Source organism: Agrobacterium sp. 22-214-1, assembly GCF_053522465.1.
In genome coordinates, this window is the sequence record NZ_JBNWCK010000011.1 from 62,383 (window position 1) to 80,025 (window position 17,643).

A 17,643-nucleotide genomic window follows, 5' to 3' on the forward strand; every position below is an offset into this window, starting at 1 on the left:
TCAGGACTCCATCTTTTTGCCGAGGCGCAGTTGCACGAGCGTCAGCGCGAGAAGCACAAGGCCCATCAGAACCGATGCGGCGGACGCAAGGCCGAACAGCCTGAGATCGCTGCCGAAGGCCATCTGGTAGATATATTGCACGACGAATGTATTGGCCGTGCCCGGCCCGCCACCATTGGTCAGAACCCATGCCTCGTCAAAGATTTGTACCGAGCGGATCATCAGGAGTATGAGCACGACGAGCAGGTTGGGCCCGAGCAGCGGCAGGGTGATGCGCAGCAGGGTGCGCCGGGGCGAGGCGGCGTCGATGGCGGCGGCTTCATAGAGGTCCTTGGGGATGGCCTGAAGGCCGGCGAGCAGGATCAGCGTATAAAAGCCCATGTGGAACCAGACCGAGACCACGACGACGAAGAAACGCGACCAGCCGACATCCAGCAGGAAGATTTCCGGCGGCACGCCGAGCATCTGGAAAAAGGCGTTCAGCAGGCCATTGCGGTCGAGGAACCATTTCCAGATGAGGCCGATGACGACGGGCGACAGCAGGACCGGATAAAAGAACATGGCGCGGAAGAAACCGCGCGCGGCAATCGCCCGGTTGAGGATGAGGGCGGTGATGAGCGCGACAAGCAGCGTGGCGATGACGTTGAAGCCCACGAACCACAGCGTGTTCCAGATCGCCGTCCAGAACAGCGATTCCCGGCAGCTTCCGGGGTCCATGTAGCTCTGGCAATCCAGCAGCTTGCCGAAGTTTTCCAGCCCGACGAAGGGACGGTCGGTGATGAGAAGTTCGGTGCCGCCGGTGAAGGCGTAACCGACGGCAATGGCAATCGGCAGGAAGGTGAAGATGCCGAAGAGAACGAGGTTCGGCATCAGGAAGATATAGGGCATGCGCCTTTTGCCGATCAGCCGCTCGATGAAGTTGAGCGGCACTTCGGCAATTGCCATCACGGCATCGAGCGCACGGTCGGACAGTCTCGCAAGCGTCGGATTGGCCATGCTAACCCCTCCCTTCGCTGTTCAGGCGCGGCAACGCCAGTTCGGTGGCGGGATCGAAGACATGCACCTTTTCCCGCGCCGGCATGATCTTCAGCACCGAGCCGGAAGCGGGGGCGAAATGGCCCGCCTGATGCACGATGATCTGTTCTTTCTCGCCCTGGAGATTGCCGTAGAGATAGGTCTCGGTGCCGAGGCTTTCGTGATACTGCACCTCGAAGGGCAGGCCGGCATCCGCGATGGTGAAATGCGAGGGGCGGATGCCCGCGAGAACCGCCTGTCCGGGGCTGACGGTTGCCGGATCCACGAGGCAGGGCAGGGACACGCCGTAGCCGGCGTCGATGGCGATGCCGCCGTCGCTGCCCTTGGTGATGGTGCCCTTGAGCATGTTCATGCGCGGCGAACCGAGGAAGCCGGCGACGAAGAGATTGCGCGGATTGTCGAAAAGCTCGAGCGGGCTGCCCACCTGCTCGATGCGCCCGGCGCGCAGCACCACGATCTTGTCGGCCATGGTCATGGCTTCCACCTGATCGTGGGTGACATAGATCATCGTCGTCTTGATATCGCGATGCAGGCGGGTGATTTCGGCGCGCGTCTGCACGCGCAGCGCCGCATCGAGGTTGGAAAGCGGCTCGTCGAACAGGAAGATATCCGGTTCGCGCACGATGGCGCGACCGATGGCGACACGCTGGCGCTGGCCGCCGGAAAGCTGTTTCGGCTTGCGGTCGAGATAGGGCTCGATGGCGAGCATCCGCGCCGCCTCGTTGATGCGGCTTTCGATTTCCGCCCGCTTGAAACGCAGGTTTTCCAGGCCGAAGGCAAGGTTTTTGCGCACGCTCATATGCGGATAAAGCGCATAGGACTGGAAGACCATGGCGATCTTGCGCTCGGCGGGCGACAGAGCGCCGACATCGCGCTCGCCGATGGCGATGGTGCCGGAGGTGACGTCCTCGAGACCGGCGATGATGCGCAGCAGCGTCGATTTTCCGCAGCCCGAAGGGCCGACGAAGACGACGAATTCGCCGTTCTCGATCTGAAGATCGATATCATGCAGCACATGAACGGCGCCGAACGCCTTGTTGAGGTTTTCGAGTTTCAGACTTCCCATCACCTGCTCCCTTCGGGCAAGTTCGTCGTCGCGACGATCTCTTGGCTGTTCCAGCCCTCGGGCAAGGGCGTCGTTCTTTTGATGGCGACATCGCGGGCCGCAAATCCTTCCACGCCGGCAAGATAGACCGCCGGCATTCCGCCGGGATAATCCTCCATTCCGACGATCCTGCCCTCAGCATCCTGCGTCCAGGCATTGGCGCGGCCGGCGGCATGGGGGCTTGGCGCAATATCCGCGTTTGTGGGGCGCAGATCGTATTGCAGGCCGGTTCCGAGCTTGCCGGGCTGCTGCGACAGCGTGATGCGCTCCAGCCGTACATTGTGAATGCCGGCCTTCGATGTGGCGACGAGATTGATCGCCCCTTCCATGGAGCCGCTCAAGTCTTCCACGACCAGATTGTCGACGCTGCCGGCCTGACGCTCCGGGCGGCGGTCGACGACGGTGACGGTGACCGCTTCGCCCGAACCCCAGAAGCCGCCCGGCGTTTCGTGGCATTCGGTCTCGATCCTTGAAAAGCGGATGTTGCGCATCGCGCCGCCATCGCGGGAAAACAGGCCGACGCCGCGATTGGACTCGACGATTTTACAATCCTCGAACGCGACATCGGTGAAATCGCCGAAGGATTCCGTGCCGAGCTTCAGCGCGCAGCTCATGCTGGAAACGGTGCAGCGGCGAACGGTGATATCGGCGCAGGCTCCAACGGCCTTGCCATCCGGCCCGGCGCTGGTCTTCAGGCAGATGCCGTCATCGGCGGTCGAGATGAAGCAATCCTCGATCAGGGCGCGCCGGCAGGCATCGAGCACAATGCCATCGGTATTCGGCAGGCGGCGGTCGTTTTCGATGCGCAGATTGCGGAAATGAAGGTCTTCGCAATCGACCATATGCAGCGTCCACATCGGCGAGCCACTGACGGAGAGGTTTTCAAGGCGCACGTTGCGGCAGCTTTCCAGCACCATCACGCGTGGGCGTTTTTTCGCCGGGACATAGGTGCCCATGGTCTTGTCGTCGCCGACGATGAAGTTTTCACCGCCGGCCTCGATACGGCCGGGGCCGGTGACGGCGATGTCATGCGCGCCGTTGGCGATGATCATGCCGCGATCGGAGTCTTCGGCAATCACCGAAACCCGGGTGAGGGCATAGGCGTCGTAATCGGAAACGGGGGCAAGCACCGCATCTTCGGCAAGATGCAGTTCCACGCCGCTTTTGAGATGGAGACCGGCGCTGACATGACGCCCGGCTGAGAGAGACACGCGCCCGCCGCCTGCGGCTGACGCGGTGTCGATAGCCTGCTGGATGGCCGCCGTGGCATCAAGGCCACCCGCCGCGACTGTGATGTCCTGACTGATGTTCATGATGCTCACGATGCCTTTGGCCTTTTCAGAAAAACGTCGATCAGGAGCAGCATCGTCAGCGCCTGCCCGTAGGGCGTGGGCAGATTGGGAATGCGGCGGTAGAAGTCGAGATCGTGGCCCATCGGCGTGCCGTCGGAAACGCCGTGGACGACGCCTTCATCGTCGATATTGCCAAGCACGGCCTTCAGCGCACGTTCCGCATGCGGGCGATTTTCCTCGCCGAGAATGCCGGCTTCGATGCCGCGCAGGATGCCATAGGCAATGCCGGCCGTCGCCGATGTTTCCACCGGCGAGGTCGGGTCATCGAGCAGCGTGTGGAACATGCCGTCCTCGCGCTGATATTGGCGCAGCGACCGCACCTGGCTTGCCAGCACATTGGCGAGGAAACGCCTGTCTTTTTCGCCAAGCGTCGGCACCAGTTCGAAGAGTTCGGGAATGGCGACGGTGATCCAGGAATTGCCGCGTGCCCAGAAGGCGTCAGCGAAATTATGGCGTCCGTTGAAGGTCCAGCCGTGATACCAGAGCCCGGTGACGGGGTCCGACAGATAACGCGTATGGATCATGAACTGGTAGACCGCCTCGTCGATCCAGTCCTGACGTTTGCAGACGACGCCGGCGCGGGCGAGGAACAGACATGCCATGAACAGCGTGTCGTCCCAGAGTTCGCCCTCATTCAGCCGCTCCTTGACGACATGCTGGAAGCCACCATCTTCGGTTTTCGGCAATTGATGCACCAGCCAGTCGGCCCAGTCTTCCACCAGCGCCCGGAAATCCGGCCGGTCGACATGTTCGGTGAGGATGACAAGCGGCAGCATCGGGGCGGAACTGTTGATCTGGCGCGGCGGCAGGCCACGTTCGATCTGCCAGCCATACCATGTCACGAGGTCGTCAAGCGCCTTCCGGTCGTTGGCGGCGAGCGCCCGGCGCAGGAAGCCGTAAAGGCCCACACCCACTTCCCAGTCCCATTCATCGAACTGGATCTTGCCATCGGAACTGCCGCTGACCAGACCTTCCTGAATGCCCTTGAGGCGGCTGAAGGCGGCGGCGACATTGTCGATCGTCGTCCTGAGAGTGTCTTTTTCCATGCTTGGCTGGTTCATCTGTCAATTCCGCTTAGGAGTAGAATGGTTGCGCCGCGCCGCCCGATGTGGGGTCGGCACTGTCGAAGGTGATTTCCGGCTGGGGCTGGTCGTGGTCGAAGGCCATGGCCTGCCCGCCAATGGTGAATGCGCCATCCCAGGTCAGGACAAGCTCAGCTCCGCCCGGCGGCGTGACCGAGAGCAGGCGGCTTTCGGCATCGAAGGTGATCTGCGTGGCGAGGATTTTTTCCCGAAAACGGGCAAACTCCGCGACATCCCCGCAGCCGATGATGCCGACCCAGCCGGCGCGGCGGCCGGGTGATCTGATCTCGCGGTTGGCGGTAGCGCCTGTGGTGATGGGCTGAAGCCCATTCGTTGCATAAAGCGCGGCAAAGCCGTGGCCCGAACGGGTGATGAGCCAGTTGCCCTCCACCAGCACCTCGTCCAGCCCGTTGCGGCCGAGATAGGCATGGGTCCAGTCATTGCGGTGATCGTGCGTATCGAAGATCAGCATCGCCAGATCGCGATGTTGCGCCACGCGCGGCAGGATGCCGCTTCCCGCCCAATAGGAGGGGCGCTGGGTGCCCCACGGATCGTCTTCGCCCGGATGGTTGACCCAGAGCCGCGCCATCGGGTGGCCGGCAAGTTTGATGTCCATGACGTGCTGCTGATGGCCCTTGCGGCCGGTCTTGTGATCGACAACGGTGGAAAGCTGGGCGGCCTCGTTCTTGAAGAGCACGAGCTTGCCGGGCTCCAGACCCTGCGCATACCGCGCCTCGACCATACGGCCGCCTGTTAGCTGTGAAAGGGCGGCGAGATGCGCCGGCGGCAGGTAATCGCCGCAGCAGAACATCGGCAGCGAGGCAACCCCATTGTTTAGCCAACCCTGACCGAAAGCGACCTTTGCGAAGGGCGCCAGTTCCGTCAGCGGCCCGGCGCGCAGCTCCTTGTCATAGGCTCTGCCCTGGGAGCCGGAGGGAACGCCGCCGAGCGTGTGCAACGCGATCATTTCGAAGATGAGATCGATCTGATAGCGCGCGCGTGCTGCAAGCTCCGGTCCCGCCCAATGTTCGATGGCGAGAAGGCCGATGAAATCCACCGGATAATAGGCAGCGGAGTTCCACTCGGCGAGGCCATGCGCCTCGACGCTGTCGAACCATCGCTCGAGCCGGTCGGCGGCCAGCGCCGCCTGTTCTCTGCCGATGCGGCCGGAGGCGGTGAAGAGGGCATCCGGCAGATACTCGCCAGCCAGCAACTGGCTGGTGTGGAAGCAGAGAACATGGTTCTCGCTCCAGAACCACATGACGTCATTGCCCGGTTCGTCCACCCAGTAACGATAGCCGAGGATCGAAGTATCGATCCGCGCCCGCATCTCGGCCGGCAGGCGGTCACCATAGGCGCGCACCAGCCACAGAAGCGGGATCATGACGAAATCGGAGCAGTCTTCCCGCCGATCGATGGAATGCAGCGTCGCATCGACGATGCCGCCGATCGTCTCGACGTCATCGCTGCCGGTGGCGACCATCGCCAGCGCGCGGCCGATGCGCCAGGCGCCGAAGCGGGCGCTGAAGGACAGGGCGGCCTTTTTTCGCTCGTTGATATCGCCGCTGGATGCTTCCGGCGCGATGTCATGCATGAAAGCGGCGTCGATGACGCGGGTTACCGTTCCGGCTCCCGAACCCATGGTGATTTTGACGCCGTGATATCCGTCCGAAATGCCTGTCGTTTCTGGGATCGTCAGCGTGGATTGCCCGGCCTTCAGCACGGTGTACACTTCCGCAAGCGAAGCGCGCTCATGCCCATGGCTTTTGACGGCAATGTGCACGGGCAGGTCGCTCGCAGGCGCCGCCCCGAAGACCAGTTCGAGGGCTGTGCCGGAAAACACGTCCCGCGCCGGGCGAACATCGCGCACCAGCGCGGCGAGACGCTTCGTCTCCTCCCGGTCGAGCGGCACGGGCAGCACGACGGTCAGCGGCACGGCGTCGACGACCTCAAGTTCGAAGAACCAGATGATGTCGCGTTCCGCCAGATCCTCGCAGAGCAGCAGCACCTCGTTGTCGCCGGCTGCGAGATCGAGCGTGATGTCACGGCTGCTTTCGACATTGCGGATGAAAGGTTCGAAACGGACCTGTTCGACGCCGCCCACCCAGATGCGGACGCCGCCGCAGGTGCGCAGCCGAAAATGCGCCTGTCTTGCCGCATCGCTGCGGAAGGTGCCCTTCAGCCATCGCTGCACATGGGTGGGAACGTGCCAGAAACCGGTGAATTCGACGCGGCGATTGGAGCCCGGCAGGTTGAGGTGCGATACCGGCCAGCTGGTATCGGGTGCGATATCGCGGCCGATCATGGTCTGCTGGAAGGCCTTGCGGCAGGGCAGGTCGCCCACATCCACAAAACCGTTGATGAAGCGATAGTTCACGCGGTCTTCGGCGGGGGCTGCGGTGCCGGGAAACGACGTCTCCATCAGATCGGAGACGATCCAGGCGGTCACCGTTTCGCCGTTTGCGACGGTATATGTCGGCTGCGACGCGTTCGCCGCAAATGGTCCATCCGTCATAATGGATCGCCTCCCGTCGATCTTTATGAAATTATTTTCACAATCCGATTTTCGCTTTTCTGCGTCGATTTGTGCGATTTATGTAAAACAAACAGCTTGACGTTTATTCTGTCAAGCCGCAAAACATTATAAATCGAATTAAGCAGAGGAGCTTCTGTTCGATTTATGAAAATGTTTTCATTGGGAGGATGAGCATGATGAAATTGTTTTCGGGCGTCAGCGCCCTCGTAGTGGCCTCTGTCGCCGGTCTTGCGACGGCCCAGGCCGAGACCCGCACGATTACTTTCCTTTTTACGGATGACGACCAGGGTTATGTGCAACGCATGTCGGAACTCAGCAAGGAGTTCGAGACGGCCAATCCGGGTGTGAAGATCAATTTCGTGTCTTCGGGTTATGACGCGGTTTCCAAGCAGCTGCCGGTGCAGCTTGCGGTGGGCGAAGGTCCTGATATCGCCAAGATCACCGACTGGCAGCTTGCGCCCTATTATCTCGACATGCGCCCCTATATGAAGGATGCGGAAGCCTTCGCGAAGCTGCACGGTTCCAGCCTCAACCAGCTTCGCCTGCCGAATGTCAACGATCCGCAGTCGATCAATGGTTACATGGCGTCGCAGACGCTGAACCTGCCCTTCGTCAACAAGACGCTGTTCGAGCAGGCGGGGGAACCCTTGCCCGGCCCGACCGCGAAATTCAGCGAGATCGTCGAGGCTTCCGCCCGTGTCGCCAAGGCGACCGGCGTGCAGATTCCCTTCACCATGGACCGTTCCGGCCACCGCTTCTCCGGCGGCGCCTTTGCTTATGGCGCGACCTATGTGAAGGACGGCAAGTTCAGCTTCCCGGACGATGCGGCGAAAAAATACATCGCCGATATCTATTCATGGACGCAGAATGGCAGCTTCCCCAAGGAAATGTGGGGTGCGGCCGGCGGTTCGCAGTACAAGAACATGGGTGACGAGTTCGTCAACGGCAATGTCGTGACCTATCTGGCCGGCAACTGGATGGTCAATCCGTTCCAGAACAAGATCGGCGACAGTTTCGAATGGACAGCGATCAATGCGCCCTGCGGCGAGGCCGGATGTTACGCCATGCCCGGCGGCACCGCCATTGTCGGCTTCAAGCGCACCAAATATCCGGAAGATGTGGCTCACTTCATCGAATTCCTCGGCTCCGAAAAGGTGCAGCGGGAAATCGCCGAGAACTACGTCATCCTGACCGGCGCGGAGATCGTCGATCCGCAATACAAGCTGAAGAGCGAAGACGCCAGGGCGGCGATGAAGGTGTTCCTCGATAACAAGAAGAACGTGCCGCAGGCGGCTCGCGATTTCGAACGCGCCAAGGGCGGCAGCGCCATGTATCAGCAGATCGTGCAGCGCATGAGCCAGCTCATCGTCGGCGAGTTGACGCTCGACCAGACCTACAAGGTTCTGGAGGATGACGTCGCCAAGATCAACGAGGCCGTCGCGGTCAAGAAATAACGGCCCGACCGTCCGCCTCCGGCGGAATGATGAAGCTCTCGAACGATATGCCCGGAGCGGTGCTCCGGGCATATCGCGCCGTTTCTTTCCGAAGGCGGCGCATTTTCGCTGGAGGAATTGCCGCAGGGAGCCGTTCCCGGCGGCCCATCGAAAAACTGAAATACGCTCCGTTTAAACCTGACGATGAGGCGCGCGGAACGCTGCGCCGCCTGTTTTCGTCACGCGTCACTCGCTGAAAATCATAGGATTCGTCATGGCCAGACTGAAGATGTCGTCTTTTCTTTCCGCACGCTCGAGCCTGCTCGCCTCCGTCGCATTGCTGGTTCTGGTTCCGGGCGCGCAGGCGTTCGATCGCACCGGGCCGGCAGGTGAGGGTTATGCGATTACGGTGCCGGAACCGGCGGCAACATATCCGCTGCCGCTTGCCGACAATTATCGCAACCAGACCGGCAAGAATGAGAAGGGGGAGGCGGTTCGCGCCTATGATGACCGGGACAACCCGATCATTGAAATCCTCTCCGGTTTCAACCGCATCTGGACACTCGGCGATGAAAAATGGGCGGATGGCGGCGCCAATGGCGATGGCCCGGCGGATTTCAGCCATGTGAAGATCGTCGATCCCGCTGTCTGGCAGGAAAACATGCGTTACGTGCTGTCCGTCACCGGCGAGAACCGCACCCGCGATGCCGCTTTCGAAGCCTATATGAATGATCGCCGTTCGCAGGGTTACAGCGTCATCGACGGTATGGGGCCGCTTGCCGCCTGGTATCGCGAAGGGGCGGGCGCGACGACGACGATCAATCATACGCTGGCTGATTTCGACCCGAACGCGGTCATCGCCCGCAAGGAAGACGACAAGGGCACCGAGGCGGGTGCAGCCGATAGCGAGCTGAAGGATTTCGTCGCTTTCATGAAGGTGATCCGTGGCCCGGAGGGCACGACGTCGCCGGCGAAATATTTCTATTCCTCACCACGGCCCTGGCGCATGAACGACAAAGGCGAGGTGATCGAGACCGGCAAGGAAACGATTGGCGACCGCAGCTTCGAAAGCCATGAGAGCGATCCGGGCGTCATCGTGCCGGCGCTGAAATATGCGCGCGAAAATCGCGGGCGCGGCAAGGATGGCGGTTTTCCGAGCGGGCACACCAATGCCGCCTATCTTGCCGCCATTGCCTATGCCTATGCGGTGCCGGAGCGCTTTTCCGAATTGCTGACGGCTGCCTCCGAACTCGGCGAAAGCCGCATCGTCGCCGGCATGCATTCGCCGCTCGACGTGATCGGCGGCCGCATCACCGCAACCGCCATGGCTGCGGCCATGTTGCAGGACCCGAAAAATGCCGAGGTGAAGAAGGCCGCGCATGCGGCCTTGCAGGCCTATTTCGCCAAACGCCTGCCGCAGGGCCAGTCGCTTATCGATTTCGCCCATGGAGCAAAGCCGGATGTCGACCAATTTGCCGATGCGGCGAAGAACGGGGCGGATTATCGCAGGCGCATGACCTATTCCTTCAGCCGCGACAGGGCCGCAGGCGATGCGCCGATGGTGGTGCCGAAGGGGGCGGAGGTCCTGCTGGAGACACGTCTGCCCTATCTCGATGCCGCCCAGCGCCGCGCCGTGCTGTTTTCCACCGGCATCGAGGCCGGTTATCCGCTGCTAGATGACAGCAATGGCTGGGGCCGCATCAATCTGGTCGCTGCCGCTAGCGGTTACGGCGCGTTTGACGGCGATGTCGAGGTGACGATGGACGCTGCCGCCGACGGGTTCAATGCGGCGGACAGATGGACGAACGATATTACCGGGGCAGGGCGTCTCGTCAAATCCGGCAGCGGAGCGCTGACGCTTGGCGGCCATAACAGCTTTGGCGGCGGCACCATTCTCAGGGAGGGAACGCTGGTGGCGTCGTCCACCGATGCACTTGGAACCGGCGGCGTGCTGGTCAGCGGCGGCACGCTTTCGCTCGGCGGAGAGACGGATCTTGTCATCGGCGGCGACTATGTGCAGTCGGGCGGCACGCTGGCGGTCGATCCGCAGAAGGCTGCACTTCGGATCAAGGGCAATGCGGTGCTGGACGGCGCTACGCTGAAGCTCGTTTTCGATGGCGGCACGCCGGCCGCCGGCACGCGGCTCGACGTGATCTCCGCCAACGGCCTGACCGGGACATTCGCCACGATAGATGCGGGCAATGTGAAGCTGCGGCCGGTCTATACCGGTTCGGCACTGTCGGTGGTGGTCGAATAGGCCGATGCAAGAGGCCTGCCGGGCACGGCTTAAGCCGCCGCGCCCGGAGGTTCGGTTCAAGAGTCCTGCCGTCGCATCAGCAGGAAGATGACCGGTGCGGCGAGCACCGAAACGATGGCGGCAATGATGAAGGAGGCCTGATAACCGAATTTTTCGGCGATCGCGCCTGCGCCCAGCCCGCCGATCATGCCGACAACGCCATCCATGCACTGGAACAGGGTGAAATCGACCCCGGCCTGCCGGGGGTCGGACCAGCCCATGAAGCAGGCGTAAAGCGCGACGAAGCCGATGGACATGATGCCCGACGAGCTTGCCACCGCAACCGCCATGACGACCCATTGCGAAATATCGCGATGAACGCTGAAATAGGCGAAAAGGCACAACAGCGCCGTCTGCACGAAGATGGCGATGAGCAGGATTCGTGATGCCCCGTAGAGCCGCACCAGGGTGCCGCCGAGCAGCGCGCCGGCGAAACCGACGATCATGCTGCCCACGCCATTCAGCGCGCCGATGGTGGCGAGATCGAAGCCGTAATCGACCAGAAACGGGCCGAGCATTGCCAGACCCCATTTCTGCGCGGCGACATAAACAGCCGCGACCAGAAGGCCGGTGCGGACTTCCCGTCGCTTGAGCGCGTTTTTGATCGATGGCAGGTGGTCCCGTGTTTGCGTGACCGTTCTTGCCGCCGGGCCGAGCAGGAAGGGGAGCGCGAGCAGGATGACCAGCCCGGCCATGACCAGCGTGGCGCTTGTCCAGCCGGCGCGCTCCACCAGCACCAGAAACAGGCCGGCGCCGATGGCGGAGCCGAGATAGGAGCCGCCCACCTGTGCGGCATTGCCCCAGCCATGATGCTCTTCCGCCAGCGTTTCGACCGCATAGCCGTCGCAGGCGATGTCGACGGTCGCCGTCACCAACGCGATCACCGACAGGATGGCGATTGCGATGGAAACCGGCGACGGGCCGGTGAAGGCAAGAACGGCGAGGCCGCAGGCGCAGGCGGCGATACCCGTGCCGACGATCACCCGCGACCGGTTCCTGCCGACGGGCGGCAGCCGGTAACGCTCCACATGCGGCGACCAGAGGAATTTCAGCGCCCAGGGCAGAACGACGAGATAAAGCAGGCCGATCTGGTCCAGCGGCAGTCCGGCGGTTCTGAGCACCGCCGGCAGGCCGAGAAAGGTCAGCCCGCCAATCACGCTCTGGCCGACATAAAGCCCGCCGACCGCCACGAAGACGGCGGCCGGCGACGGCTTGGTTGTGGCAGGGTTCTGCTGCAGCATCAGAAGCGATACCGGATGCTGCCGACGACCTTGCGGCCTTCGTCATAATAGCAGAAGCCCGTGGTGCAGACCTGTTTCACCTCGTCGAGAAGGTTGGTGGCGTTGATCTGCAGTTTCACGCCTTCCAGCGAGGGCAGGGCCTTGCCGAGATCGTAGCGCAGCGAGGCGTCGACGAAGGTGCGGGCTTCGTTGTCGAGAATGGGGGTGTGCTGGTTGTCGCCGAAGCTCGATCCGACATAACGCAGGCCCGCGCCGATGCCGAGGCCTTCGAGCGCACCGCTCTGGAATTCGTAGTCGGCCCACAGCGAGAAGGTGTGATAGGGCGAGGAATTGAGCTGCTTGCCCACCGTTTCCGACGTCAGTTTGGTGATTTCAACGTCGTTATAGGAATAGGAGCCGATGAGGCTCCAGCCATTGTCGAGCGAGGCCGTGGCTTCGAGTTCCACGCCGCGCGAGCGCAGGTCGAGCTGGCGCAGCAGGTTGATGCCGGACGAGGTCTCGTAGACCGTCGCATTGTCCTGATCGAGATTGAAGAAGGCGGCGCTCAGCAGGGCGTTATATTGCGGCAGGGCATATTTCACGCCGAGTTCATATTGCTTGCCGACCGTCGGCTGCGCCTGGCCCGTTACCGTTCCCGTGGTGATGATGACGCCCGGATTGGCGACGAAGGAGGTGCCGTAGCTGACATAGGGCATCACGCCGCTGTCAAAGACATAACCGAGGCTGGCGCGACCGGTCGTCTTGGTTTCATCGCCGTCATAGGTGGGAGCCGTTGCGCCTCCGACGGTCTGGGCCTGATATTCGGTATCCAGCCAGTCGTGACGAATGCCGGCCGTCAGGCGCCAGCGGTCGATCTCGACCTGATCCTGCGCATAGATGCCGAGCGTGTTCATCCGCTGGGTCAATATCAGCGATACATCCGGCACATAGGTATAGGTGTCGGTGAACAGGCCCGGCCCGCTGCCCTGTTTCGAGGTGTAGGACATGTGGCTGAAGTCGATACCGGTCAGCAGCGTATGTTTCGCCGGGCCGGTGTCGAATTCGGTCTTCAGGTAATTATCGGCGGAGACGCCTTCATTGTCCTCGATGGTGATGCCGGGATAGTTGGCGAAGACCCATTGCTGGTCGGCCGAAAGGGCCGAATAACGCGCCTTGCTGTAAAAGGTGACGTTGTCGTTGATTTCATGCTCGAACTCATAGCCGATACGCCATTGTTTCTGCTCGAAATCATTAAAACGGGAATCGCCGCCATAAACCGGCGTCGCGCCGATCGACTTGCCGTCGCTGCCGTAATTGTTGATGTATCCCCAGGTGCCGCCGGTGGTGCTGTCCATATATTCGCCGAGCAGCGTCAGCCTGGTGCCGGCATCCGGCTGGAAGGTGAAGGCCGGCGCGATGAACAGCCGGTCGTCCTTGATGGCGCTGATTTCGTTGCGGCCGTCGCGGGCCACCCCGGTCAGGCGGTAAAGCATGGTCTTCTCGTCATCGACGGCGCCGGAAAGATCGAAAGCGCCCTGCACGCGGCCGAAGGAGCCATATTGCAGTTCCACCTCGCGCAGCGTCTCTTCGGTCGGGCGTTTCGAGATGATGTCGACGATGCCGCCGGAGCTGCTGGCACCATAGATGGAGGCGGCGGGACCGCGCAGGATGGAAACCGCTTCCACGCCATAGGGCTCGAGCCGGGCGCTGCCGTTCTGGCTGCTGACCTGCCGCAGGCCGTCGCGGAAGATGCCGGTGGTGCTGAGATCGGTGCCGCGCACCTTGAAGGCGTCGAAACGCGGCTCCGCGCCATATTGGCCGATGCGCGCCCCGGGCGTGTAGTTCAGCGCTTCCGAGAGGTTCTGCGGCTTCAGATCGTCGAGCTGCTTGCGGCTAACCGTGGTGATCGACTGGGCGGTTTCGGCAACCGGCGTATCGGTCTTGGTGGCGGTGCGGCCGGATTTGCCGACATAGCCATTGCTCTCGATGATGCCCCTGGCGCCTTCAAGGCCGGTGCCCTGCACGGTGATCGGCGCAAGCAGGGTGCTGCCGGCGGCAGCCGAGCCGACGCTTTCGCCGGTCTGGCTGGCGGGATCGAAAATGCGGACGGTGTTGCCGCCGGCCAATGCATAGTTCAGTCCCGATCCGGCAAGAAGCCCGCTGACGGCCGCCGATACGCTGAGCGTGCCCTTGACGCCGGTGGTGCTGCGACCCCTGGTGATCGCGGAGGGGTAGACCATGCGCAGATTGGCCTGGCGGCCGAAGCTGAGAATGGCGTTTTCCAGCGGCCCTGCGGGAATGGAGACGGTGACGGTGGCGGGTGCGCCGCTTGCGGCGGGCGGTGTCTGCGCGCTGGCGGTCGTGGCGCCCGGACCTGCGGCGACGATACCCCCGATGATCGCCGTCGTCGTCAGCCAGAACCAGCCGCGTGCCTGCTTGCCCAAATTCATGTCATTCCCTCTCACTCGTGATCTCATGCTGCCCGCTGAAACGGGTCCTGATTGCCTAGAGTGAAAAGGCGGGCCGACTCCTGACGTCGGATTTGCGAAAAAAGTTATTTTATCGCGAGCGGACGAAAACCAGCATTCCGGAAAGCCGCGATACGGAAACGGGAAGGCTTTCTTCGAGAATGGTGAGGGCCTGATCCGTGTCCTTCAGGTCGAAGATGCCGGAGACGTGCTGCCTCGCCGCCGCCTCGTCGAGGATAACGATGCGGCCCCGGCGATATTGCGAGAGAATATCGAGAACCTCGCGCAGCGGCTGGCCGGAAAAGACGAGCTTGCCTTCGCGCCAGGCCATGCTGTTGGCGACATCCTTGCGGGCGCGCACCAGCCTGCCGTCGCCGCCAAGGGTCACGGCCTCTCCGGGCGTGAGCACGGCGATCTCGGCGCCTGTGGTCACTTCCACCCGGCCTTCCTCCACCTGCACCTCCTGCGGCAGCGCGCCATTGCCGGTGCGCACCGAATAATGGGTGCCGAGCGCCTTTGCCGTCAGCGCTCCATCTTCGACGATGAAGGGCCGCTCCGGGTTTTTGGCGACATCGAAATAAGCTTCGCCGCGAAGAAGGGTGATGCGCCGTTCCTTTTGCGAATAATGAACCGCAATCGCGGTATCGGTGTTCAGGCTGATGCGGCTGCCGTCTTCCAGCGAAAGCATGCGTGTTTCGCCGATTTCGGTGTAATAGTCCGCCTGCCAGCGGTCTTTCAATCCGCTTTTCTCCGCAAACAGCGCCGCAAGCCCGATGAGGCAGAGACCGGCAACACCCGCCAGCATCGCCCGGCGAGGTCCGCGCCGTTTTCGCTGTTCAACCGGCGCAAGCTCTATATCGCCAAGCTCGCCCCAGAGGCTCTGCATGTCCTCATAGGCGCTGGCATGGGCGGCATCGGCCCGCAGCCAGACATGAAACGCCTCGCGCTCCGCTTCCGTCGCGTCTCTGGATTGCATGCGCGCCACCCACAGCGCGGCCTCTTCGGCCAGAGCGTTATCGGTCAAGCCGTTATCCTTCAGACCGTCCGGGCGCTTGTTCATGTCCTGATCTGCCGTTTGTTGCGTGCTGAGATGTGGTCCTTTTCCCTTATAGAGTGAAAAAGGATGCGAACACCTGATGCCGGTTTACATTTTTATTTGCGCGCGGACCTGACGGCAGTGCAGCAGCGCCTTGATGATGTGTTTTTCCACCATGTTGCGGGAAATGCCGAGACGGGCGGCGATTTCGCCATTGGAATGGCCATGCAGGCGGCTGAGCACGAAGACCTGCTGGCAACGCTTGGGCAGGGCCTCGATGGCCCGCGCCATTAAAATAAGGTGCTGGCGCCCGGCGACGATCCGCTCCTGCCCCGGCTCTTCGCAGGCAACGGCAAAGCCCGCTTCGTAAGGTGCGAATAACGGCCGCTCGCGCGACTGGCGAATGGCGGTCAGGCGGGCGACGGACCGGGCGATCTGAAAGAGATAGGCCTGTGGATTGTCGATCAGCGTCGCATGAGAAACCTCCAGCGCCCGCAGCAGGGTTTCCTGCATGGCGTCGGCGGCGTCTTCCCGGTTCTGCAGGCGTCGGCGGAAAAACCGCATCAGGCGGCTTTCCTCCTCGGCATCGAGAACCTGTAACAGGGCTTTGCTCATCAATCGACCCGGTGACGTATTGGCTTGGCGCATGAAGCATGCTGGATATGCTGCGTCATGTCGCGATAAACATGATAGTTGTAATCATATTTATCGCCTTCGGGTGCAAGCTGCCAACCAGTAAAAAACCGGGGGCGAAATCAGGCTCACGTTTCCGTGATGATTGTTGCGGGATTACATCAGGCCGCCTGGGCTGAGTTACAGGAAATAACGCACCCTGAGCGGCAACAGCGCCGCGCCGAGAGCCGAGGGATCGCCCTTAGCCTCGCCGAGAACCAGCTTCGCCTCCTTTGGCCCGACACCATAGCGATGTTCGCGCCGGGAGGGCATGTGCGCGCGTTCGATCATCATCTGGCCCAGCGCACGCGGCAATTGCCCGCCAAAGACGATGGCCTGCGGATCGAGAACCGCGATCAGGCTCGCCACCAGCCTGTCCACCTGCGGTATCGTCTCGGCGAGCCACTCCTCGACGCCCGGCCATGCGGGATCGAATTGCTGATAGAGCGCTTCGATGGAATGGATGTCGACGCCGTTTTTCTGGAGCGTGGCGATCAGATATTGCAGGGCCGGGCGTTTGGGCGATTCATCCGGGCTGTATATGCCGCTGAATTCGCCGGCATTGCCATGAAAGCCGTGAAACGGCTGGCCACCGAGGATCAACCCGCCGCCGAAACCGTAATTGAAGGACAGATAAGCGAAGGTCTGGCACCAGGAGCCGACACCGCGAAGGCTTTCACCGATTGCCCCCGTGGTGGCGTTGTTTTCCAGCCAGACCGGCAGCCGGAACCTCTCTTCGAGGATCGGCTTCAGGTCCATCAGAGACCAGTCGCGCAGGGGCTCCGGCGCGTTGAAGGCGCGGTCTTCCGACACGAAGAAGCCGGACATGGAAAAACCGAGGCCCAGCAGGCGCTCGCGTGGGATGCCGTGTTCCGAGAGCCGCCGTTCGAGGGCCTGCGACAAGGCCGCAAGCGTCTCCTCCCTATCCTCCGGAAGCATCTTCAGTTTTTCCTCGATGACCACGTCGCAGCGGAGATCGGCGATGCAGATCACCACGGAATCGGTGTTGATGGAAATGCCGAGCGAATAGGCCGCTTCCGGCACCAGTTCGATGGTGGGGCTCGGCTGGCCGCGCGTGCCCTTGAGCGGCGCCCCGGTTTGCAAAAGCCCGCGCTCCAGCAGGCCTTCGATCAGCCGGTGGACGGATTGCTGCGTCAGGTTGGTGTGGCCGGTGATAGATGCGCGGGCGATGGGGCCGTGGCGGCGGATGATATCGAGAACGAGGCGCTCATTCTCGCTGGCAAGCGGCTGGCGGTCGAAACTCTGGCGCTGGGTCTGATCCATGGTCATCGCTCTGGATAATGGCTGTGCGGGGCGGCGGCAATGCGGACCACCATGGCTGACATAACTTTTCATGGATCCTGTTATAAATATTACACTATGAGTGTATTAAATCCAGACGGTCAAC

The 17,643-nt window shown here is 62.1% G+C and carries 12 protein-coding genes; 2 read left to right on the forward strand and 10 right to left on the reverse strand.

Annotated elements, in window-relative coordinates; translation table 11 throughout:
* The 5 genes from ACQZ5G_RS24600 to ACQZ5G_RS24620 are packed head-to-tail and all read right to left on the reverse strand — an operon-like array spanning position 1 to position 7,089.
* Positions 1-996, reverse strand: coding sequence for a carbohydrate ABC transporter permease (locus ACQZ5G_RS24600; RefSeq protein ID WP_034498130.1), 996 nt, complete (start codon positions 994-996; stop codon positions 1-3).
* A 1-nt stretch (position 997) separates the two neighbouring features.
* The gene (locus ACQZ5G_RS24605) at positions 998-2,101 is read right to left on the reverse strand and encodes an ABC transporter ATP-binding protein (protein WP_004433477.1); all 1,104 of its coding nucleotides are present in this window, start codon (positions 2,099-2,101) and stop codon (positions 998-1,000) included.
* Positions 2,101-3,453, reverse strand: coding sequence for a polygalacturonase PglB (pglB, locus tag ACQZ5G_RS24610; RefSeq protein WP_035239484.1), 1,353 nt, complete (start codon positions 3,451-3,453; stop codon positions 2,101-2,103). Before pglB ends, ACQZ5G_RS24605 begins: the two co-directional genes overlap by 1 nt.
* A gap of 5 nt (positions 3,454-3,458) precedes the next feature.
* Positions 3,459-4,553, reverse strand: a complete 1,095-nt coding sequence (gene bglB / locus ACQZ5G_RS24615; RefSeq protein WP_004433483.1) for a beta-galactosidase BglB — start codon at positions 4,551-4,553, stop codon at positions 3,459-3,461.
* A 13-nt stretch (positions 4,554-4,566) separates the two neighbouring features.
* Positions 4,567-7,089 carry a hypothetical protein gene (locus ACQZ5G_RS24620; protein ID WP_448739242.1) on the reverse strand — a complete coding sequence of 841 codons (2,523 nt, stop codon included), beginning with the start codon at positions 7,087-7,089 and terminating at the stop codon, positions 4,567-4,569.
* A 194-nt stretch (positions 7,090-7,283) separates the two neighbouring features.
* Here ACQZ5G_RS24620 and ACQZ5G_RS24625 point away from each other — a divergent pair, with 194 nt between their 5' ends.
* Positions 7,284-8,564, forward strand: coding sequence for an ABC transporter substrate-binding protein (locus tag ACQZ5G_RS24625; protein ID WP_448739241.1), 1,281 nt, complete (start codon positions 7,284-7,286; stop codon positions 8,562-8,564).
* A gap of 253 nt (positions 8,565-8,817) precedes the next feature.
* Complete coding sequence (locus ACQZ5G_RS24630; RefSeq protein ID WP_448739240.1) at positions 8,818-10,800, forward strand: phosphatase PAP2 family protein; 1,983 nt, start codon at positions 8,818-8,820, stop codon at positions 10,798-10,800.
* 56 nt (positions 10,801-10,856) lie between these two features.
* Here ACQZ5G_RS24630 and ACQZ5G_RS24635 read toward each other — a convergent pair whose 3' ends face one another.
* From ACQZ5G_RS24635 to ACQZ5G_RS24655, 5 genes are all read right to left on the reverse strand, one after another.
* Positions 10,857-12,080, reverse strand: a complete 1,224-nt coding sequence (locus tag ACQZ5G_RS24635) for an MFS transporter (RefSeq protein ID WP_448739239.1) — start codon at positions 12,078-12,080, stop codon at positions 10,857-10,859.
* A complete protein-coding gene (locus tag ACQZ5G_RS24640; protein WP_448739238.1) occupies positions 12,080-14,509 on the reverse strand; it encodes a TonB-dependent siderophore receptor in 2,430 nt (809 codons plus the stop codon). Before ACQZ5G_RS24640 ends, ACQZ5G_RS24635 begins: the two co-directional genes overlap by 1 nt.
* Positions 14,510-14,618: 109 nt before the next feature.
* Positions 14,619-15,587, reverse strand: coding sequence for a FecR family protein (locus ACQZ5G_RS24645; protein ID WP_448739237.1), 969 nt, complete (start codon positions 15,585-15,587; stop codon positions 14,619-14,621).
* A gap of 84 nt (positions 15,588-15,671) precedes the next feature.
* On the reverse strand, positions 15,672-16,178 hold the full coding sequence (locus ACQZ5G_RS24650; protein ID WP_020808834.1) for a sigma-70 family RNA polymerase sigma factor: 507 nt from the start codon (positions 16,176-16,178) through the stop codon (positions 15,672-15,674).
* 198 nt (positions 16,179-16,376) lie between these two features.
* Positions 16,377-17,525, reverse strand: a complete 1,149-nt coding sequence (locus ACQZ5G_RS24655; protein WP_448739273.1) for an ROK family protein — start codon at positions 17,523-17,525, stop codon at positions 16,377-16,379.
* Positions 17,526-17,643: the final 118 nt, after the last annotated feature.

Bases quoted from the DNA above. Each gene is read 5' to 3' on its own strand.
- ACQZ5G_RS24600 (WP_034498130.1), bottom strand. From the start codon at position 996: ATGGCCAATCCGACGCTTGCGAGACTGTCCGACCGTGCGCTCGATGCC.
- ACQZ5G_RS24605 (WP_004433477.1), bottom strand. From the start codon at position 2,101: ATGGGAAGTCTGAAACTCGAAAACCTCAACAAGGCGTTCGGCGCCGTT.
- pglB (WP_035239484.1), bottom strand. From the start codon at position 3,453: ATGAACATCAGTCAGGACATCACAGTCGCGGCGGGTGGCCTTGATGCC.
- bglB (WP_004433483.1), bottom strand. From the start codon at position 4,553: ATGAACCAGCCAAGCATGGAAAAAGACACTCTCAGGACGACGATCGAC.
- ACQZ5G_RS24620 (WP_448739242.1), bottom strand. From the start codon at position 7,089: ATGACGGATGGACCATTTGCGGCGAACGCGTCGCAGCCGACATATACC.
- ACQZ5G_RS24625 (WP_448739241.1), top strand. From the start codon at position 7,284: ATGATGAAATTGTTTTCGGGCGTCAGCGCCCTCGTAGTGGCCTCTGTC.
- ACQZ5G_RS24630 (WP_448739240.1), top strand. From the start codon at position 8,818: ATGGCCAGACTGAAGATGTCGTCTTTTCTTTCCGCACGCTCGAGCCTG.
- ACQZ5G_RS24635 (WP_448739239.1), bottom strand. From the start codon at position 12,080: ATGCTGCAGCAGAACCCTGCCACAACCAAGCCGTCGCCGGCCGCCGTC.
- ACQZ5G_RS24640 (WP_448739238.1), bottom strand. From the start codon at position 14,509: ATGAATTTGGGCAAGCAGGCACGCGGCTGGTTCTGGCTGACGACGACG.
- ACQZ5G_RS24645 (WP_448739237.1), bottom strand. From the start codon at position 15,587: ATGAACAAGCGCCCGGACGGTCTGAAGGATAACGGCTTGACCGATAAC.
- ACQZ5G_RS24650 (WP_020808834.1), bottom strand. From the start codon at position 16,178: ATGAGCAAAGCCCTGTTACAGGTTCTCGATGCCGAGGAGGAAAGCCGC.
- ACQZ5G_RS24655 (WP_448739273.1), bottom strand. From the start codon at position 17,525: ATGACCATGGATCAGACCCAGCGCCAGAGTTTCGACCGCCAGCCGCTT.